Source organism: Pseudomonas sp. MBLB4123 (genome assembly GCF_051904775.1).
GTDB lineage: Bacteria > Pseudomonadota > Gammaproteobacteria > Pseudomonadales > Pseudomonadaceae > Aquipseudomonas > Aquipseudomonas benzenivorans_B.
Genome location: NZ_CP196711.1, coordinates 3,626,656 through 3,644,880, shown reverse-complemented (window position 1 = coordinate 3,644,880; position 18,225 = coordinate 3,626,656). Strand labels below are relative to the sequence as shown.

The 18,225-nt window shown below is 68.7% G+C and carries 11 protein-coding genes; 5 read left to right on the top strand and 6 right to left on the bottom strand.

The features are described from left to right. Nucleotides 1-5 precede the first annotated feature (5 nt). The 6 genes from ACSX1C_RS16805 to desA all read right to left on the bottom strand — a co-directional run bounded on the left by ACSX1C_RS16805 (nucleotide 6) and on the right by desA (nucleotide 5,418). On the bottom strand, nucleotides 6-425 hold the full coding sequence (locus ACSX1C_RS16805; protein WP_439887091.1) for a DUF6691 family protein: 420 nt from the start codon (nucleotides 423-425) through the stop codon (nucleotides 6-8). 2 nt (nucleotides 426-427) lie between these two features. Next, nucleotides 428-889, bottom strand: coding sequence for a YeeE/YedE family protein (locus tag ACSX1C_RS16800; protein ID WP_439887090.1), 462 nt, complete (start codon nucleotides 887-889; stop codon nucleotides 428-430). Further along, nucleotides 886-1,212, bottom strand: coding sequence for an ArsR/SmtB family transcription factor (locus ACSX1C_RS16795; RefSeq protein WP_439887089.1), 327 nt, complete (start codon nucleotides 1,210-1,212; stop codon nucleotides 886-888). Before ACSX1C_RS16795 ends, ACSX1C_RS16800 begins: the two co-directional genes overlap by 4 nt. Nucleotides 1,213-1,424: 212 nt before the next feature. Further along, nucleotides 1,425-2,690, bottom strand: a complete 1,266-nt coding sequence (locus tag ACSX1C_RS16790) for an OprD family porin (protein ID WP_439887088.1) — start codon at nucleotides 2,688-2,690, stop codon at nucleotides 1,425-1,427. Between the two features lie 468 nt (nucleotides 2,691-3,158). After that, a complete protein-coding gene (locus ACSX1C_RS16785; protein ID WP_439887087.1) occupies nucleotides 3,159-4,130 on the bottom strand; it encodes a GGDEF domain-containing protein in 972 nt (323 codons plus the stop codon). A 100-nt stretch (nucleotides 4,131-4,230) separates the two neighbouring features. Then, nucleotides 4,231-5,418 (bottom strand): delta-9 fatty acid desaturase DesA, encoded by a 1,188-nt coding sequence (gene desA, locus ACSX1C_RS16780; RefSeq protein ID WP_439887086.1) that lies wholly within the window; start codon nucleotides 5,416-5,418, stop codon nucleotides 4,231-4,233. Nucleotides 5,419-5,585: 167 nt separating this feature from the next. Between desA and dibA the strand changes: the two genes are divergently transcribed. The 5 genes from dibA (at nucleotide 5,586) to ACSX1C_RS16755 (ending at nucleotide 18,181) form a co-directional block, all read left to right on the top strand. Next, the gene (gene dibA / locus ACSX1C_RS16775) at nucleotides 5,586-7,520 is read left to right on the top strand and encodes a phosphodiesterase DibA (protein WP_439887085.1); all 1,935 of its coding nucleotides are present in this window, start codon (nucleotides 5,586-5,588) and stop codon (nucleotides 7,518-7,520) included. Nucleotides 7,521-7,569: 49 nt separating this feature from the next. After that, entirely contained in the window at nucleotides 7,570-8,697 is a 1,128-nt protein-coding gene (locus ACSX1C_RS16770) for an HDOD domain-containing protein (RefSeq protein ID WP_439887084.1), read from the top strand. 40 nt (nucleotides 8,698-8,737) lie between these two features. Beyond that, complete coding sequence (locus ACSX1C_RS16765) at nucleotides 8,738-13,546, top strand: PAS domain S-box protein (protein ID WP_439887083.1); 4,809 nt, start codon at nucleotides 8,738-8,740, stop codon at nucleotides 13,544-13,546. Continuing rightward, the gene (locus ACSX1C_RS16760) at nucleotides 13,543-15,498 is read left to right on the top strand and encodes an ATP-binding protein (protein ID WP_439887082.1); all 1,956 of its coding nucleotides are present in this window, start codon (nucleotides 13,543-13,545) and stop codon (nucleotides 15,496-15,498) included. The genes ACSX1C_RS16765 and ACSX1C_RS16760 overlap by 4 nt, the downstream gene beginning before the upstream one ends. 88 nt (nucleotides 15,499-15,586) lie before the next feature. Then, entirely contained in the window at nucleotides 15,587-18,181 is a 2,595-nt protein-coding gene (locus ACSX1C_RS16755; protein ID WP_439887081.1) for a hybrid sensor histidine kinase/response regulator, read from the top strand. Nucleotides 18,182-18,225: the final 44 nt, after the last annotated feature.

Sequence of the window (18,225 nt, the reverse complement as noted above, 5' to 3'; positions counted from 1 at the left end):
ACTCCTCAGGTGCGGCGGCGACGCTGCTGGACAGAGAACACTAGCATCCCGGCCAGCATCGCCAGCACGAACAGCACGGCTTGGCCCTGGCCGCTGGGCAGGATCACCAGCGCCGGACCGGGACAGATGCCGGCGACGCCCCAGCCGATGCCGAACAGCAGGCTGCCGCCGATCAGCCGGCGGTCCGGCTCGCGCCCGGCCGGCAACCGCATGGCCGCGCCGAGCAGCGAGCGCGAGCGGCCCCTGGCCCAGGCCATGGGCGCGGCGGCGACGCCGATGGCCCCGGCCATGACCAGCAGCAGCGACGGGTCCCAGGCCCCGGCCAGGTCGAGGAAGCCGAGCACCTTGGCCGGATTGGCCATGCCGGACAGCAGCAGGCCGAGGCCGAAGAGCAGGCCGGCGAGCAATGCGGTGAGTGGGCGCACGTTCAGCCTCCGAATAGATGACGCAGGACAAACACCGTGGCAAAACCACTGGCCATGAAGACGAGCGTCGCCACCAGCGAGCGCGGCGACAGGCGCGCCACGCCACAGACCCCATGACCGCTGGTGCAACCGGAGCCGTAGCGGGTGCCGATGCCGACCAGCAGACCGGCCACCAGCACACCCGGCCAGCCGCCCTCGAATTCGGTCGCCGGCAGCGTGGCGAACAGGCTCCAGAGCGCCGGCGCCAGCAGCAGGCCGAGCAGGAACAAGGCCTTCTCACCGCGCCCCTCGCCGCCCTCCAGGACGCCGCCCAGCAGGCCGCTGATACCGGCGATGCGCCCGTTGCCCAGCACGAACAGGGTGGCGGCCAGACCGATCAGGGCGCCGCCGGCCAGGGACGACCAGGGGCTGAAGTGCAGCCAGTCGATGGCGACCCCGGCGGTGGCGCCCCCGGCGATGCTCATGACGCATCGCCCGCGCAGAACAGCCGGTACAGGGTGTCGAGCACCGCCGAGGCGGCCGGACTGCTGATCCGGTAGTGGATCTGCTTGCCGTCGCGGCGGGTGGCCACCAACCCCTCGCGGCGCAGCACCGCCAACTGCTGCGACAGGGTCGGTTGCTGGATGCCGAGCAGGGCCTCCAGCTCGCCCACGCTGCGCTCGCCTTCGGTGAGCTGGCAGAGCAGCAGCAGGCGGTCGGGGTTGGCCAGGGCCTTGAGCAGCTGGCCGGCGGCCTCGGCATTGGCGCGCAGCAGCTGCATATCCAGAGGCGGTAGGGGGGCGTTCATGGCGGCTCGCTCATTTAATGCAATGACAATATATTTTTTTATAAAGTATATGGCAAGACCGTCCCGCTTCGGTCATCCGCCCGCAACTGCGCTCACCCAGCAGGCCGAAACGCAGAAGCCCGCCAGTTGGCGGGCTTCTGCGTGCCTCGTCACGACCGGGCAGGATGCAACTACCCGGTCGTGTCCGTATCCCGTCGCGGACGGGACACGCCTTACAGCAGCGGCAGGGTGTAGCTGACGATCAGACGGTTCTCGTCGATGTCGTTGGCGAAGTTGGAACGCACCGCGGCGTTGCGCCAGCGCACGCCGAGGTTCTTCAGCGCACCTTCCTGGAACACGTACATCAGCTCGGTATCGCGCTCCCACTCCTTGCCCTCGGAACGATTGGCGCCCAGCTCGACGTTGTCGCCGGTCAGGTAGCGGGTCATGAAGGTCAGGCCGGGGATGCCGATGGAGGCGAAGTTGAAGTCGTAGCGCGCCTGCCAGGACTTCTCGTCCTTGTTGGCGAAATCGCTGATCTGCACGTAGTTGACCAGGAAGGGGTCGGTGCCGTTGATGTAGGCGAAGCCGGTGTCGCCGCTCATCTTCTGGTAGCCCAGGCCGAAGCTGTGGCCGCCCAGGCCGTAGGTGAGCATGGCACCGAGGGCCTTGTTGTCGACGTTGCTGCGCGAGCCGTCGTCGGTGGAGCGGGCATAGCGCAGGTCGGTCTTCAGGCTCTGCTTGTCGCCCAGCGGCAGCACATGCACCAGGTTGAAGGAGTTCTGCTTGTACAGATCCTCCAGGTTGGAGTGGTAGTAGGACGCGGTCAGGTCCTGGGTGAGCTTGTAGCTGCCGCCGAGGAACTGGAAGGAATCGGTCGTGGTGCCGCCGGTGGTGGTGATGCCGCGTTGACCGCCCCGGGTGATGGCGATGTCCTCGAAGTCGCCGGAGTTGCGGTGGTTGACTTCGCGCAGGTAGCCGCCATCCAGGGTCAGGCCATCGATCTCCTGGGAAACCAGGTGGCCGCCCTTGAACACCTGCGGGGTCAGGCGGCTGTCGCTGGAGGCGATGGCCATGTTCTTGAACTGCATGCTGCCGGCCCGCAGGGTGCTCTTGGAGGCCTTGACCTTGGCGGCGACGGCCAGGTCGGAGGAGTAGTCCTGGGAGCCGCCCGACGACTGATCGGGCACCAGCAGGCCGCTGCCGGCGGTGCCGTCGCCGGAGTCCAGCTTGAAGCCGAGCATGCCGATGGCGTCCAGGCCGAAGCCCACGGTGCCTTCGGTATAGCCCGACTCCATGCGCAGGATGAAGCCCTGGGCCCACTCTTCCTGCTTGGCCTGGCTCGGGGTCGGCCGGCTGTCCTGACGGAAATCGCGGTTGAAGTAGAAGTTGCGCGCCTCCAGGCTGGCCTTGCTGTCCTTGATGAACTCGGCCTGGGCCAGCGGGCTCAGGGACAGGGTGCCGGCGGCGATGGCCAGTGCCAGGGTGGTCTTTCTCATCGTGATTTACTCCAGTGTTTTAGGGGTGACACACCGGCCCGGCGCAGGCTTCGCAACGAAGAGGCAGGCGCGAGCCGAATCCGATCGCCACAGCGCCCCGCCCTGGGCGGCCGTCATAAGGCTGTCCGGGACGATGGAACGAGGCTGGGCGAGGATGCTTCAGGGGCGCGGGACGGGCCGCCGACCGCGGGCGAATGGAGCGGGCCTGGGGGCGATGGAACAGCAGCAGGAGAGGTTCATCGGCGCGGGTCTCTTCATTGTTATTGTGCGCCAGCCCAGGGGGCCGGCTTGGGTCTGAAGAGCCATAGGCAGATACTGTGCCAGAAGCCAAGGCGCACCTAAGAAAGGCTCTGGCTCAAGGGGGCGGCAGCTGTGTCAGGGCCGCGAGGGGCCGAGGGGCCACGGCGAGTGGGCGGCTTTCCGCCCACTCGAAGCGCGCCATAGGCGGATTATCGCCATAAGCTGGCGCTAGCCACGGACGATCTGGTTCTTGCCCTGGCGCTTGGCCAGGTACATGGCCGCATCGGCGCGGGCGAACAGCGCATCCAGGCTCTGATCGCTGCGCTCCAGGCTGGTCAGGCCCTGGCTGATGGTGATGCCGAACGACTTGCCCTGGTGCGCGAACCCCAGGCGCTTGACCTCGCGCTGCAGACGCTCGGCGATCTGCCCGGCCAGTGCCGGCTCGCAGCCGGGAAACAGGGCGGCGAACTCCTCGCCGCCGATGCGCCCGAACAGGTCGCCACGACGCAACACCGAGGCGCCGCATTGGGCCAGGCGCTGCAGCACCCGGTCGCCCATCTGGTGGCCGTACCTGTCGTTGATCTGCTTGAAGTCATCGATGTCGAGCAACAGAAAGGCCAAGGGCGTGCCGAACTGGCGGGCGCGCTCGAACTCGCCCAGGGCGCAGTCGAAGAAGTGCCGGCGGTTGCTGCTCTGGGTCAGCACGTCGGTGGTGGCCAGGCGGTGCAGCTCCCCCTCCAGTCGCTTCTTCTCGGTGATGTCCTCGGCGATGCCGACGATGATCTGCGCCTGTCCCGCGGCGCTCTGGTGGCTGATGAAGCACTTGTCGTTGAGCCAGCGTAACTGTCCGTCGCCGCGGATGATGCGGTACTCGCGGCTCTCCACCGCACCGACGTCCAACACCTTGGCCAGGCTCTCGGCGGCATAGTCGAGGTCATCCGGATAGATGCAGTTGCGCCACTCGTCGTAGTCGGCCAGCAGCAAGGCGGCCGAACGGCCGAAGATCTGCTCGTAGGCCGGACTGACATAGATCACCCGTTGCTGCTGCCAGTCGAAGGCCCAGAGCACGGCATTGACACTGCCGAGCAGGGTACTGAACAGCTGCTCGCGCTCACGCAGGCGTGCCACTTCCGAACGGCAATGCAACAACGCCAGGGTCAGCTCCTCCAATTCGACCGGGATAGGACTGTGCTCGTCCATAGAGCCGCTCCGAAGACTGCTGGGGGAATACCCTCAGCATAGAGCGTCACAACGAAAAAGCCCGCCGTACGGCGGGCTTGGCAGATGCGGCGCGGGCCGCTCAGTGCGCGGCGGCCGGACGCAGGGAGTAGCTCTGCAGCTGCTCGGCGAAGTCGCGCAGGGACTGGATGCCGCTGGCCTCGGCCTCGTGCACCCACTGCTTGATCGCCTCGAGCATCTCGTGGCCGTTGGAGCTGGTCTTGGCCCAGATCTGCTGCAGGGCCAGGCGCTTCTCGTAGATCACCTTGAGCGCATGGCTCTGCGCCAGCATGGCGTCGATGCGCAGCTGCTGACTGTCCTGCAGCAGGCTCGGCTCGCGGGCCAACAGGCGCTTGGCACGGCGGAACTGGTGGCGTACCGAGGCGTCGGCCTTGAGCAGCTCCTGCTTGACCAACGGGCCGATCACCAGCTTGCGGTACTGGGCCATGATCTGGAAACGGTTGTTGAGGATGGCCATGGCGGTGTCCATGTCCAGCTGGCGCTTGCCCTCGACCCGATGGGCGATCGGCGCCACCCGCTGCACCCTGGCCAGCCCCAGCAGGCTGAACAGCTTGATCCAGGCCCAGCCCATGTCGAACTCCCACTTGCGCACCGACAGCTTGGCCGAGTTCGGGTAGGTGTGGTGGTTGTTGTGCAGCTCCTCGCCGCCGATCAGGATGCCCCAGGGCAGCAGGTTGGTGGCCGCGTCGCGGCACTCGAAGTTGCGGTAACCGACGGCATGGCCCAGGCCATTGATCACCCCGGCGGCCCACACCGGAATCCACATCATCTGCACCGCCCACACGGTCATGCCGAGCACGCCGAACAGGGCCAGGTCGATGATCGCCATCAGGGTCACGCCGCCGATCGGGTAGCGTGAATAGAGGTTGCGCTCGATCCAGTCGTCGGGACAGTTCTTGCCGTAGATGCGCAGGGTTTCCGCGTTCTTCGCCTCCTCCTGGTACAGCTCGGCGCCCTTGCGCAGCACGGTACCCAGGCCCTTGATCACCGGGCTGTGCGGGTCGTCGAGGGTTTCGCACTTGGCGTGGTGCTTGCGGTGGATGGCGGTCCACTCGCGGGTGTTCTGGCCGGTGGTCAGCCACAGCCAGAAGCGGAAGAAATGCTTCAGTAGCGGGTGCAGTTCCAGGGCGCGGTGCGCCGAGTAGCGGTGCAGGTAGACGGTGACGCTGACGATGGTCACGTGCGTCAGCACCAGGGTGACCGCGATCAGTTGCCAGACCGACAGGTCGAGAAAGCCGTTGTACCACATGGGGTCGAGTACCTCTGCAAAAGTGGCGCGGCCTGTTCCAAAGTATCAGGCCGCTGAGCATTATCCCTGACCTCAGACAGAAAACCAGTTGGTCTTTTGGATAAGAATGACGCGGCTGCGCCTGTCTCTATACTGCACTGCACGCCAAAGGAGTTGACCGCCCCTCCATGAACACACGCTTAGGCGCCTCGCGCCTCACCCTGCTCTACCTGCTGGCTGCCGGCCTGTGGGTTCTGCTCGGCGACAGCTGGCTCGCCGCCCTGGAGCTCAGCAATGCCCAACTGAGCCGCCTGCAATCGGTCAAGGGCCTGCTGTTCGTCCTGCTCAGCGGCGCCCTGCTGTATGGGCTGCTGCGCGTCCAGCAGCATCGGCTGACCCGCTCCAGCCGGGACCTCGGCGCCAGCGAAGACAGCCTGCGCCAGGCCGCCGCGGTCTTCGAGTCCACGCAGGAAGGGGTGCTGGTCACCGACGCCGAGCAGCGCATCGTCCACGTCAACCCGGCCTTCAGCCGCATCACCGGCTACAGCGCCGCGGAAGTCCTTGGCCAGCGCCCCAGTCTGCTCAAGTCGGGACGGCATGACGGGGCGTTCTACCACGCCCTCTGGGAGGCCCTGCAGCGCCACGGCAGCTGGAGCGGCGAGGTGTGGAACCGGCGCAAGAGCGGCGAGATCTACCCGCAGTGGCACTGCATCCGGGCGATCCACGACGAGCAGGGGCGGATCGGCCACTATGTCGCGGTGTTTTCCGACATCAGCGCCCTCAAACGCTCCGAGCGGGAGCTGAACCAGCTGGCCCATTACGACCCCCTGAGCAACCTGCCCAACCGCCTGCTGTTCACCGAGCGCCTGGCCCACGCCTTCGACCGCACCACCCGCACGCAGTCCCACGGTGCGCTGCTGCTGATCGACCTGGACCACTTCAAGCACATCAATGAAAGCCTCAGCCACAACGTCGGCGACCTGCTGCTGCAGGCTGTCGGCGAGCGTTTCGCCGCCCAGCTGAGCGACGGCATGACCCTGGCACGCCTGGGCGGCGACGAGTTCGGCCTGCTCTGCGAACCATGCGCCAGCCCCGACCAGGCCGCCGACCTGGCCCAGCAGCTGCTGCACAGCCTGGCCAGCCCCTTCCTCCTCGCCGGCCGGGAGCTGTACATAGGCGCCAGCATCGGCATCAGCCTGTTCCCCGAGGCCATCGACAGTGTCGAGCAGGTGCTGCGCAACGCCGATTCGGCGCTGTTCAAGGCCAAGAGCAACGGCCGCGAAGGCTTCGCCTTCTATGACCAGGCGCTCACCCAGTACGCCCGGCAACGGGTCGAACTGGTCGGCGCCCTGCGCCAGGCCCTGGACAACGAACAGCTGCGCCTGCACTACCAGCCCCTGCACGACCTGCAGGACGGCCGTCTGGTCGGCGTCGAGGCCCTGGTGCGCTGGCAGCACCCGCAGCGCGGCCTGGTGCCGCCGGCGGAGTTCATCCCGATCGCCGAAGACAGCGGCCTGATCGGCGCCATCGATGCCTGGGTGCTGGAGCGGGCGTGCCGGCAGATGGTCGCCTGGCAAGCGGCCGGCGCCGGGCTGGAATTCGTCGCGGTGAACGTCTCCGCTCGGCTGTTCAACCGCGGCGAGTTGGACCTGCAGGTGACCCGGGTCCTGGCCGCGACCGGCCTGGACCCGGCCTGCCTGGAACTGGAAGTCACCGAGAGCGCTGTCATGGAGAACCCCGACGCCGCCCTGCTGCGGCTCGAACGCCTGCGCCAGCTGGGCGTGGGCCTGGCCATCGACGACTTCGGCACCGGCTACTCCTCCCTGGCCCGCCTCAAGCGCTTGCCCGTGCACAAGCTCAAGCTCGACCAGAGCTTCGTGCGCGGCCTGCCCCACGACAGCGACGATGCGGCGATCACCCGCGCGGTGATCGCCCTGGGCCAAAGCCTGGAGCTGCGGGTCGTGGCCGAGGGCATCGAGCGGCCGGAGCAGGTCGAGTTCCTCCGCCAGCTCGGCTGCGACTACGGTCAGGGCTACCACTTCGGCCGGCCGGTCACGGCCGAGCGGATCGGCCGTGCGGCGGACCCGGCGACCCTCACCAACGAACCACTGGGCGCGCTCTGATGCGGCGACGGTGGACCGGACATCCGGCCGAAGAGAGCAAGGAGCTGCCATGCGCGTGATGATTCTCGAAGACGACCCCTGGATCGCCGACCTGCTCAAGCAGGTCGTCCTCAGCCTGCGCCCGGCCGCCCAGGTCAAGTGCCTGGGCAGCGTCGCCGAGGCCCTGCTCGACTGGCAGCAGCATACCGCCGACCTGGTGATTTCCGACTGGAACCTGCCGGACGACCAGGGCACCCACCTGCTCGAACAGGTCCGCCGCGACAATCCCCAGGTACCGCTGCTGATGGTGACCGGGCGGGCCGACCGCGACAGCGTGCTGGAGATGCGCCGCCTGGGCATCAGCGCCTTCATCAGCAAACCGTTCCAGCTGCCCAAGGTGCTCGAATGCCTGGAAAAACTGCTGCCGGCCACCGAGGCCGAGGCGGCGGCCGCGGCGCCCGCCGCCGACAGTTTCATCGCGTACCTGGGCGACCTGCCGGCCAGCGCCCTGGACCTGCCCCTGCAGGCCGGCATGCTCGACGGTCTGCAGGCCGATGCCGACGAGCCGCCGAGCCTGCAGCAGCTCTGCGAACGCTGGCGGCACGACGCGGCGCTGACCGCGCGCCTGGTCGCCGCCGCCAACAACAGCCAGTACAACCGGAGCAACCGCCCCTGCATGAGCCTGGCCGAGGCCCTGCAGATCCTCGGCCCGGTCACCAGCCGCAACCTGGGCCTGGGCCTGGGCCTGCGCCCAGCCGCCGAACTGGAGGATGGCGAGCTGAAGCTGCAGGCCCAGGCCTACCTCGAGCAGGTCGAGCGCCTCGCCGAACGGGTGACCCGGCTCGCCGAACAGGCCAAACTCGACCCTGCCCCGTTGCAGTGCGCCGCAACGCTGCACCGCATCGGCGAACTGTGCGTGCTGCAGCAGGCGCAACTCTGGAAGGACGGCGGCCAGCCCCTGGACACGGAGCAGCTGCAACAGGCACTGGATCAGTGGAGCAACGAACTAGCCTTTCGCCTCAAGGCCCACTGGCGCCTGCCGACCGCCTTACGCGAGCTGATCGGCGCCTGCTATGGTCTGGCCAGCAATAACGTCAAACGAGAAACCATCGTCATGCGCCTGGCCGTCTGCGAGCAGCACCCCGAACCCGACAACGACGACCTGGCCCGCCTGCGACGCCTGGCCGGACTGAGCTGAGCACGGCCGTGAGCGGAGCGCCCACCCCAGGATGTCGTCGATGAGCCCAGCCGCCAAAGCCAACACCATTCACTGGATAGTGGTCGGCGGCAGCCTGCTCCTCGCCCTGCTCTTCAGCGCCCTCGGCTGGCAGGCGCTACGCGAACGGGAAGCCCTGTGGCAGTTGCAGATGACCCGCCAGGGTGAACTGCAGCGCCTGGCCCAGCAAGGCAGCCAGGAGCGCCTGCGGGAGCAGGCGCAGATACTCGCCGATGCCATCGCCGCCGACGCCTGGGTCGTGGAGCTGGTGCGCCAGGCCCAGGTGCTGGCGCGCGAGGGCAAGGGACCCCGCGACGCCCGCCTCGGCTATATCCGCAATCAGCTGTACACCCGCCTGGCGCCACGCTGGCGCAGCCTGCAAGCCGGTCACCCCTTCCGCCTCTATGTGCACCTGGCGCCTAGCGCCGAGGTGCTGCTGCGGGTACACCAGCCCAAGGTCTTCGGCGACCACCAGGCCGCCGGGCGACCGATGCTGCGCGACGTCCTCGACGATGGCCGCAGCCGCTCCGGCCTCGGCCTGGCGCCCGGCAACCTGGGCATGCGGGCCGTCGTGCCGCTGCAGGTGGAGCAGGCCGACGAGACGACCACGGTCGGCGCCATCGAGGTGGGGCTCGGCGTGCTCAACGACCTGCGGCAGCTCGACCTGGAGCTGGACGCCGGGGTCGCCCTGCTGGTTCGTCACAACCTGCTCGAATCGCCGGACAGCGGCGAGAGCCTGCGCGGCCTGCCCGCCCGGGACCAGCTCTGGTACCTGCTGGACGCCTCCCGCCCAGAGGTGCGTCGCTGGCAACGACAGCGGCTGTTGCCGACCCCGGACACCGGCACGACCCTCAAGCTGATCGCCGATGACGGCCATACCTACCTGCTCAACCAGATCGTCCTGTCCGGCTACCCGTACCGCCAACCGAATGCCGCGCCAGCCAAGGCCATGGCCCTGGTCTGGCGCGATGTCAGCGAGCTGTTCGCCCGCCACCAGGAGGAGAAGAAGCGGCTGATCGGCAAGTGGCTGCTGGCCTGGCTCGGCGCCGAAGCCCTGCTCCTGCTGCTGCTGTTCGCCACCCGCAACGGCACCCGGGCGCTGATGCAGCGGCACCAGCACGCGCTGCTGGACAAGCACCAGCAGAGCGAGCAGGCGCGCCAGTTGCTGACCATCATTACCCAGGCCCAGGCCGCCTACATCGACGCGCGAAACCAGTACCAGGTGTTCGCCGACCTGCTGCAGCGCATCCTCGAACTGAGCGCCAGCCCCTACGGCTTTATCGGCGAGGTGCTGCACGACGCCGACGGCCGGCCCTATGTACGCACCTATGCGCTGCGCGACCTGGCCGACCAGTCGGCGTGCGCCGAGGCCCAGCCCGCAAGCCTGGAAATTCGCGACCTGGACAGCCTGTTCGGCCAGGTCCTGGACAGTGGCCAGCCACAGATCGTCAATTCGCCGCTCGCCCCCCGGCAACCCAGCGGCCTGCCGACGACGCACCCGCCCCTGCAGGCCGCCGCCGGCCTGCCGATCTTCAGTCGTGGGCAACTGGTCGGCCTGCTCGGCCTGCTCAACCGGGTCGACGGCTATCCCCACGAGCTGATCGAGCAGCTCCATCCGCTGCTCGCCACCCTCGGCCAACTGATCGATGCGCTGCGTCGCGACCGCCAGCGCGAACACGAGCAGTTGCGTCTGCAACGCCAGCAGGGCGCGCTGCGCGCCCTCAACGAGATTGCCGCACTGCCCGAACGCAGCAGTCAGGAGCAGTTGCGCCAGGCGCTGCACCTGGGCGCGCGCTTCTACCAGCTGCCGCTGGCGATCATCAGCCAGATCGACGGCGAGGATTACCGGGTGCTGGTCCAGGTCTCGCCAGACGGCGGCCTGCAGGACGGCCAGCGCTTCGCCCTCGGCGAGACCTACTGCAGCCTCACCCTGCAGAGCGACGAGGTACTGGCCATCGCGCACATGGCGCAGTCGTCCCATGCCGGCCACCCCTGCTACCGGCAGTTCGCCCTGGAGACCTATATCGGCATCGCCATCTGGGTCGGCGGTCGGCGCTTCGGCACCCTCAACTTCTCCGCCGCCCACGCCCGCGAGCAGCATTTCGACGAGGCCGATAGGGAGTTCCTGCGGCTGTTCGCCCGCTGGGTCGGCGCCACCCTCGAGCGCCAGCGCCAGGCCCAGGCGCGCCAGGCGCTGCTGGAGCGCCTCAACGAATCCCAACGGATCGCCCGCCTGGGCCACTGGGAAGTCGACCTGCACAGCGGCCAGGCACACTGGTCCGATGTCATCTTCGCCATCTTCGGCCAGGACCCGCAGCACTTCAGCCCCAGCATGACGGCCTTCTACCAGTGCGTGCACCCCGAGGACCGCGAACTGGTCGAGGCCAGCCAGCGCCTGGCCGAGGCCGGCGGCGGGCACGAGGTGGTCTACCGCATTGCCCGCCCCGACGGCGCAATCCGCTGGATCCACGAGCTGGGACGCCTGCAGCCGGACGAGCAGGGCCGGCCACTGCGCCTGCTCGGCACCGTACAGGACATCAGCGACAGCAAGCAGCGCGACCTGGAGATCCACCGGGCCCGCAGCTTCCTCCAGGCGGTGCTCGACTCTGCCACCGGGGTCTCGATCATCGCCACCGACCCCAGCGGCCTGATCACCCTGTTCAACTCCGGCGCCGAACGCCTGCTCGGCTACCGGGCCGCGGAGATGGTCGGCCGCAGCACGCCGGCGCTGTTCCACCTGGAAAGCGAGATGCAACAGCGCAGCGCCGAGCTCGCCCAGGCCGAGGGGCGCGCGGTGACAGGCTTCGAGGTGTTCGTGCATAACCCGCGCCGCGGCGAACCCGAGACCCGGCAGTGGACCTATGTGCGCAAGAACGGACAGACCCGCACGGTGCACCTGACCGTCAGCGCCATCCGCGACGGCGCCGGCGAGATCAGCGGCTTTCTCGGCATCGCCAGCGACATCAGCGAACTGCAGCAGGCCACCCGTGCCCTGCAGAAGAGCGAGAGCCGTTTCCGCGGCATGGTCAGCAACCTGCCGGGGGTGGTCTACCGCTGCGACAACGATGTCGAGTGGACCATGCGCTATATCAGCGAGGAGATCCTCAACCTGTGCGGCTACCCGGCCAGCGACTTCGTCGACAACCGTCGGCGCAGCTACGCCAGCCTGATCCACCCGGACGACCTGCCGGATACCTACCGGATATTCGAGGCCCTCGCCCGCCAGGAAACCTTCGAGCTGACCTACCGCCTGCGCCATGCCGACGGCCACGAGGTCTGGGTACGCGGCAAGGGCCGCGGCGAGTACGACAGCCAGGGCCAGCTGCTGTGGATCTCCGGCTTCATCTGGGACATCAGCGCGCGCAAGGCGGTCGAGGACCAGCTCAAGCTCAGCCAGCAGCGCTTCAGCACGGCCTTCAGCACCGCCCCCCAGGGCATGGCCCTGGTCTCCCCGCAAGGCCAGTGGCTGGAGGTCAACGACGAGCTCTGCCGCATGCTCGACTACAGCCGCGACGAGCTGCTGCGCACCGACTTCCAGCACATCACCCACCCCGACGACCTGCAGGCCGACCTGCACAACGTCGAGGACCTGCTGCAGGGCCGGATCAACGCCTACCAGATGGAGAAACGCTACCTGAACCGGCGCGGCGAGACCGTCTGGGTGTTGCTCAGCGTCTCCCTGGTGCGCGACGGCCAGGGCCAGCCGGTGCACTTCGTCTCCCAGGTGCAGGACTTCAGCGAGCGGGTCGCCGCCGAGCGGGCCATCCGCGAGCGCGAGCACTACCTGCGCACCCTGCTCGACAACGTCCTCGACGCCATCGTCACCATCGATCAGTTCGGCCGCATCGAGACCTTCAACCGCGCCGCCGAGCAGCTGTTCGGCTACAGCCTGGAGCAGGTGCTGGGGCAGAACGTCAAGCTGCTGATGCCGGAGCCCGAGCGCTCGGCCCACGACGACTACCTGGCGCGCTACCGCCGCAGCGGCGAGGCGCGCCTGATCGGCAGCGTGCGCGAACTGGCCGGACAGCGCAGCAACGGCGAGCAGTTCGCCCTGGAGCTGGCCGTGTCGCAGATCAGTCACCAGGACGAACCGCGCTTTATCGCGGTGATCCGCGACATCAGCGAGCGCAAGCGCATCGAGCGGATGAAGGACGACTTCGTCTCCACCGTCAGCCACGAGCTGCGCACCCCGCTGACCGCCATCGCCGGCTCCCTCGGCCTGATCAACGGCGGCGTGCTGGGCGAGGTGCCCGCCACCATGCAGCAGATGCTGACGATCGCCCAGGGCAACTGCCAGCGCCTCAGCGCGCTGATCAACGACCTGCTGGACATGGACAAGCTGGCCGCCGGGCAGATGCACTTCGAACTGCGCGGGCAGGACCTGCGGCCGCTGCTCGAGCAGGCCCTGGAGCAGAACCAGCCCTATGCCCGGCAGCTGGAGGTTGCCCTCGAGCTGCGCGAGGGCGCCGACACGCCCTGGGTGCGGGTCGACGCGCAGCGCCTGCTGCAGGTGCTGGCCAACCTGCTGTCCAATGCGGCGAAGTTCTCCCCTCCCGGCCAGGTGGTCGAGCTGGACGCGCAGCCCTGCGCGGGCGGCGTGCGGGTCAGCGTGCGCGACCGCGGGCCGGGGGTGCCGGAACGCTTCAAGCAGCGCCTGTTCGGCAAGTTCTCCCAGGCCGATTCCACCGATACCCGCACCAAGGGCGGCACCGGCCTCGGCCTGGCCATCAGCAAGGCGATCATCGAACGCATGGGCGGGCGCATCGGCGTCGACTCGGTCGAGGGCCAGGGCGCCACCTTCTGGTTCGAGCTGCCGGAGGTCGCGACATGACGGGCCTGGCCCGCCAGAGCGCCAAGTCGCGACGACGGCGCACGCTGAACTGGGCGATCAGCCTCGGCCTGCTGCTGCTGCTCGGCCTGGGCGTGGAACTGCTGCTGCAGCAATATGCCCTGCGTCAGCTCGAAACCGCCCAGCAGCGCCTCACCGCCCGCGCCGGCGAGGTGCGCGCGGTGCTGCTCAGCGAGCTCAACGCCACCCTGCACCTGGCCACCGGCCTGGCCTCCTATATCGGCGCGCGCCAGGGCCAGGTGCACTCGCCCGAGCTTCAGCCCTGGCTCGATGGCCTGCTACGCCAGGGCCGGCATATCCGCAACATCGGTCTGGCACCGGACAACCGCATCAGTTTCGTCTACCCCCTGGCCGGCAACGAGCGCGCGCTGGGCCTCTACTACCCCGACCAGCCCCAGCAATGGCCGGCGGTGCAGCGCGTCATCGCCAGCCGCGAACCGGGACTGGACGGCCCGTTGCAGCTGGTCCAGGGTGGCAACGGGCTGATCTACCGGGTGCCGGTGTTCCTCGGTAACGACAGCTATTGGGGGCTGATCAGCACGGTGATCGACTTCGACCGCCTCTATGCGCGGGTCGAACAGGTGGCGCGCCAGCTCGACCTGCTGATCCGCCTCGAACGCCTCGACGAAGCCGGGGCGGCCAGCCTGATCAAGGGCCATGACCCGGCCGGCGCCCCTACCGTGGCCCTGCAGGTACGCCTGGCCGGCGCCCACTGGCGGCTCGAAGCCCGCGAGGCCCAGACCCAGCCCTCGAGTCTGCTCTGGCTGCGCGTGCTCGGCTGGGGCCTGGCCCTGGCAGTGAGCGCGCTGATCGGCCTGACCCTGCACGGCCAGCACCGCCAGGCCAGCCTGCTGCTGGCCCTCAACCAGAGCCAGCGGCAGTTCCGCCGGGCCTTCGAGCAGGCCCCCCAGGGCCTGGCCCTGCTCGACGCAGAGGGTCGCCTGCTGTCCGTCAACCGCACCCTGTGCCGCCTGCTGCAACGCGAGCCGGGCAGCCTGGTCGGCCACCGTCTCGCCCAGTTCGGCGGCGCCGAGCTGGAGGTCGGGCTCAACGGGCTGCTCGCCGAGGGGGGCGAAGGACAGGCGCGCGGCCGCCAGCTGTGCCTGTTCGACGCCCAGGGCGAGCCCATCGACATCGAACTCAGCGCCGCCGCACTGGACGACGATGCCCCCGAGCAGCCCAGGTGGATCCTCCACCTGCAGGACATTCGCGAGAGCAAGCGCCTGCTGCGCCTGCAGAACGAATTCGTGTCCACCGTCAGCCATGAACTGCGCACCCCGCTCACCGCCATTCGCGGCCCGCTGGAGCTGATCAATGCCGGGGCCCTCGGCGAAGTCCCCGCCGCCATGCGGCAGATGCTGCAGATTGCCGGCGACAACAGCCAGCGCCTGGCCCTGCTGATCAACGACCTGCTGGACATCGGCAAGCTCGAAGCCGGGCGCATGCTCTTCGACTGCCGGACCCACGCCCTGCAGCCGCTGATCGAACAGGCGCTGCAGGCCAACCAGGCCTATGCCGCCGACTACGGGGTGCGGCTCAGACAGATCGGCGCCTGCCCGGACTGGGTGCGGGTCGACGAACGCCGCCTGCAACAGGTGCTGAGCAACCTGCTGGCCAACGCCGCCAAGTTTTCCCCGCGGGGGACGGACGTGGAACTCTTCACCGAGCGCCGCGGGCAGTGGCTACGCCTGCACGTGCGCGACCGCGGCCCGGGCATCGCGGCCGCCTTCCGCCCGCGGATCTTCCAGAAATTCGCCCAGGCCGACGCCTCCGACAGCCGTCAGCAGAGCGGTACCGGCCTGGGCCTGGCGATCAGCAAGGAACTGGTGGAACAGATGGGCGGGCAGATCGGTTTCGACTCCGTGGAAGGCCAGGGTGCTATCTTTTGGCTGGAACTGCCGCGGGTCGACGCCAGCGAGGGACAGCCGCCATGACGCCGCCCCTGCGCCAGCCTTCGCGCTGCCAGACAGCACACGGAAGCCGGTGCCGCCCCCCGGAGCGGCACCTCGCCAAGGAACAGCCATGAACACCCCCTCCCCTAGTCTGCGCGACGCCAGCCTGCAGGCCCTCTTCAGCCGGCGCAACGCCCTGGCCTGGGCGGTCCTGGCCATCGCCCTGCTGGCCAACCTGGCCAGCTGGCTGTACCTGCAGCAACGCGAGCACCTCGCCGCCCTGCGTCAGTTCGACCAGTTGGCGAGCGAGGTCAGCGAGGCGATCGGCAAGCGCATGAAGGATCACGAGCAGATCCTCCTGGGCGCCGCCGGTCTGTTCGACGCCAGCCAGCAGGTCGACCGCCGCGAGTGGCGCACCTACTACCAGCGCCTGGCGCTGGCCGCCCACTACCCCGGCATCCAGGGCGTCGGCTACGCCCAGATGCTGCAACCCGAAGAGGTGGCGCAGTACGAGACCGCGATACGCGGCGAAGGCTTCCTCAACTTCCGCCTGCACCCGCCCGGTGAGCGGCCGCTGTACAGCTCGATCCGCTTTCTCGAACCCCTGAGCGGTCGCAACCTGGCCGCCTTCGGCTACGACATGCTGTCCGAATCGACCCGCCGTGACGCCATGCTGCTCGCCGCGCGCAGCGGCAAGACGCGCATCACCGCCCGGGTCACCCTGCTGCAGGAGACCCACGGCAAGGTCCAGGCCGGGCTGCTGATGTACGTGCCGGTGTATCGCCCGGGCCTGCCCCTGGATGGCTCCGAGCAACGCCTGGCGGCCCTGCGCGGCATCGTCTACAGCCCCTATCGGATGGACGACCTGATGGCCGGCATCCTCGGCCACCAGGCCCCGCAGCTGGACTTCAGCATCTACGACGGCGCCGAGCCGCAGACCGAGGCCCTGCTGTTCAGCACCCGGGAGGGCGACGCTCGACGCGCCCCCGAGTTCGGCAAACGGCTGCAGCTCGAACTCTACGGCCAGCGCTGGACCCTGACCTTCGCCAGCCTGCCGGCCTTCGAGGACAGCTACCACAATGCCGGGCCCCTGATGCTGCTGGGCCTCGGCGTCAGCCTGCTGCTGTTCGTGCTGGCCTCGCTGCTGACCCTGCGCCGGGAGCAGGCCGAGGCCCTGGCGCGCAAGATGACCGAGCAGATCCGCCAGAACGCCGAGGCCCTGCGCCAGAGCGAGGAGCGCCAGCGCCTGGTGCTCAAGGGCAGCAATGACGGCTGGTGGGACATCGACCCGCAGGCCGGCAGCCTGTTCGCCTCGGCCCGCGCCTGGGAGATGCTCGGCTACCCCCCCGACGAGCGCCCGCAGCCCGCCCAGCACTGGCTGAAACTGATGCTGCCCGCCGACCTCGACGCCCTGCAGGACGGCCTGCGCCAGGCGGCGGACGCCGGCGACGAGTGGTTCAGCCGCGAAGCGAGCATGCAGCACCGCGGCGGACACCAGGTGCCGGTGCTGCTGCGCGGCTATATCCAGAGCGATGCCCAGGGCCGGCTGCAGCGCCTGAGCGGCACCATGCTCGACTTGAGCGAACGCAAACGCATCGAACGCCTGAAGAGCGAGTTCGTCTCCACCGTCAGCCATGAGCTGCGCACCCCGCTGACCTCCATCTCCGGCGCCCTGGGCCTGGTCAATGGCGGCGCCATCGGCGCAGTGCCGGCGCCGATGGCGCAGATGCTGCGAATCGCCCAGCAGAACTGCCAGCGCCTCGGCCTGCTGATCAACGACCTGCTGGACATGGAGAAACTGGAGGCCGGCAGGATGACCTTCGACCTGCTGAATCAGCCGCTGAAGCCGCTGATCGAGGAGGCCCTGGCCGCGAACCAGGCCTACGCCGAGCAGCACGGCGTGTCTTTCGCCCTCGACCAACCGGGCGACATCTGGGTGCGGGTCGATGCCGTGCGCCTGCAGCAGGTACTCGCCAACTTCCTCTCCAACGCCATCAAGTTTTCCCCGCGCGGCTCCGGCGTGCATCTGCACAGCGAGTTGCGCGGCCAGCGGGTGCGGGTCAGCGTCAGCGATCGCGGCCCCGGCATACCCGAGGCGTTCCACGCGCGCATCTTCCAGAAGTTCGCCCAGGCCGACGGCTCGGACCGCCGCGAGCAGGCCGGCACCGGCCTGGGCCTGGCGATCAGCAAGGAGCTGATCGAGCGCATGGACGGCAGCGTCGGCTTCCATTCGCTGCCCGGCGAAGGCGCGACCTTCTGGTTCGAACTGCCCCTGCTCGAGGTGCAGCAGATGGCGCCTGATCAGCACACGACCGCACCGCGCCTGCTGGTGGTGGAGGACGAGCCGAGCATCGTCCACCTGTTGCAGGCGATGCTCGGCCATGCCGGCTACCGGGTCGACAGCGTCTTCAGCGAGGCTCAGGCCCTGTCGCGTCTGGCCGAACAGCACTACACCGCCATGACCCTCGACCTGCGCCTGAGCGACGGCCACGGCCTGGCCCTGATCCGCGAGGTGCGCGCCAACCCGGCCACCCGCACGCTGCCGATCCTGGTGATCTCGGCCTATTGCGACGAGGGCCGCAAGCTGCTCGACGACCGCAGCGCCATCGCCTGGCTGGACAAGCCGTTCAGCAACGCCCAGTTACTGGGCACCCTGGAGCGCTGCCTGCGCGACGCGTCCAGCCCGCACACAACCGAGGCCAACGACCATGACACCGCGCACTGATCCCCAGCATCGCCGGCCCCCGCGAGCGGAGCGCACTATCCCCC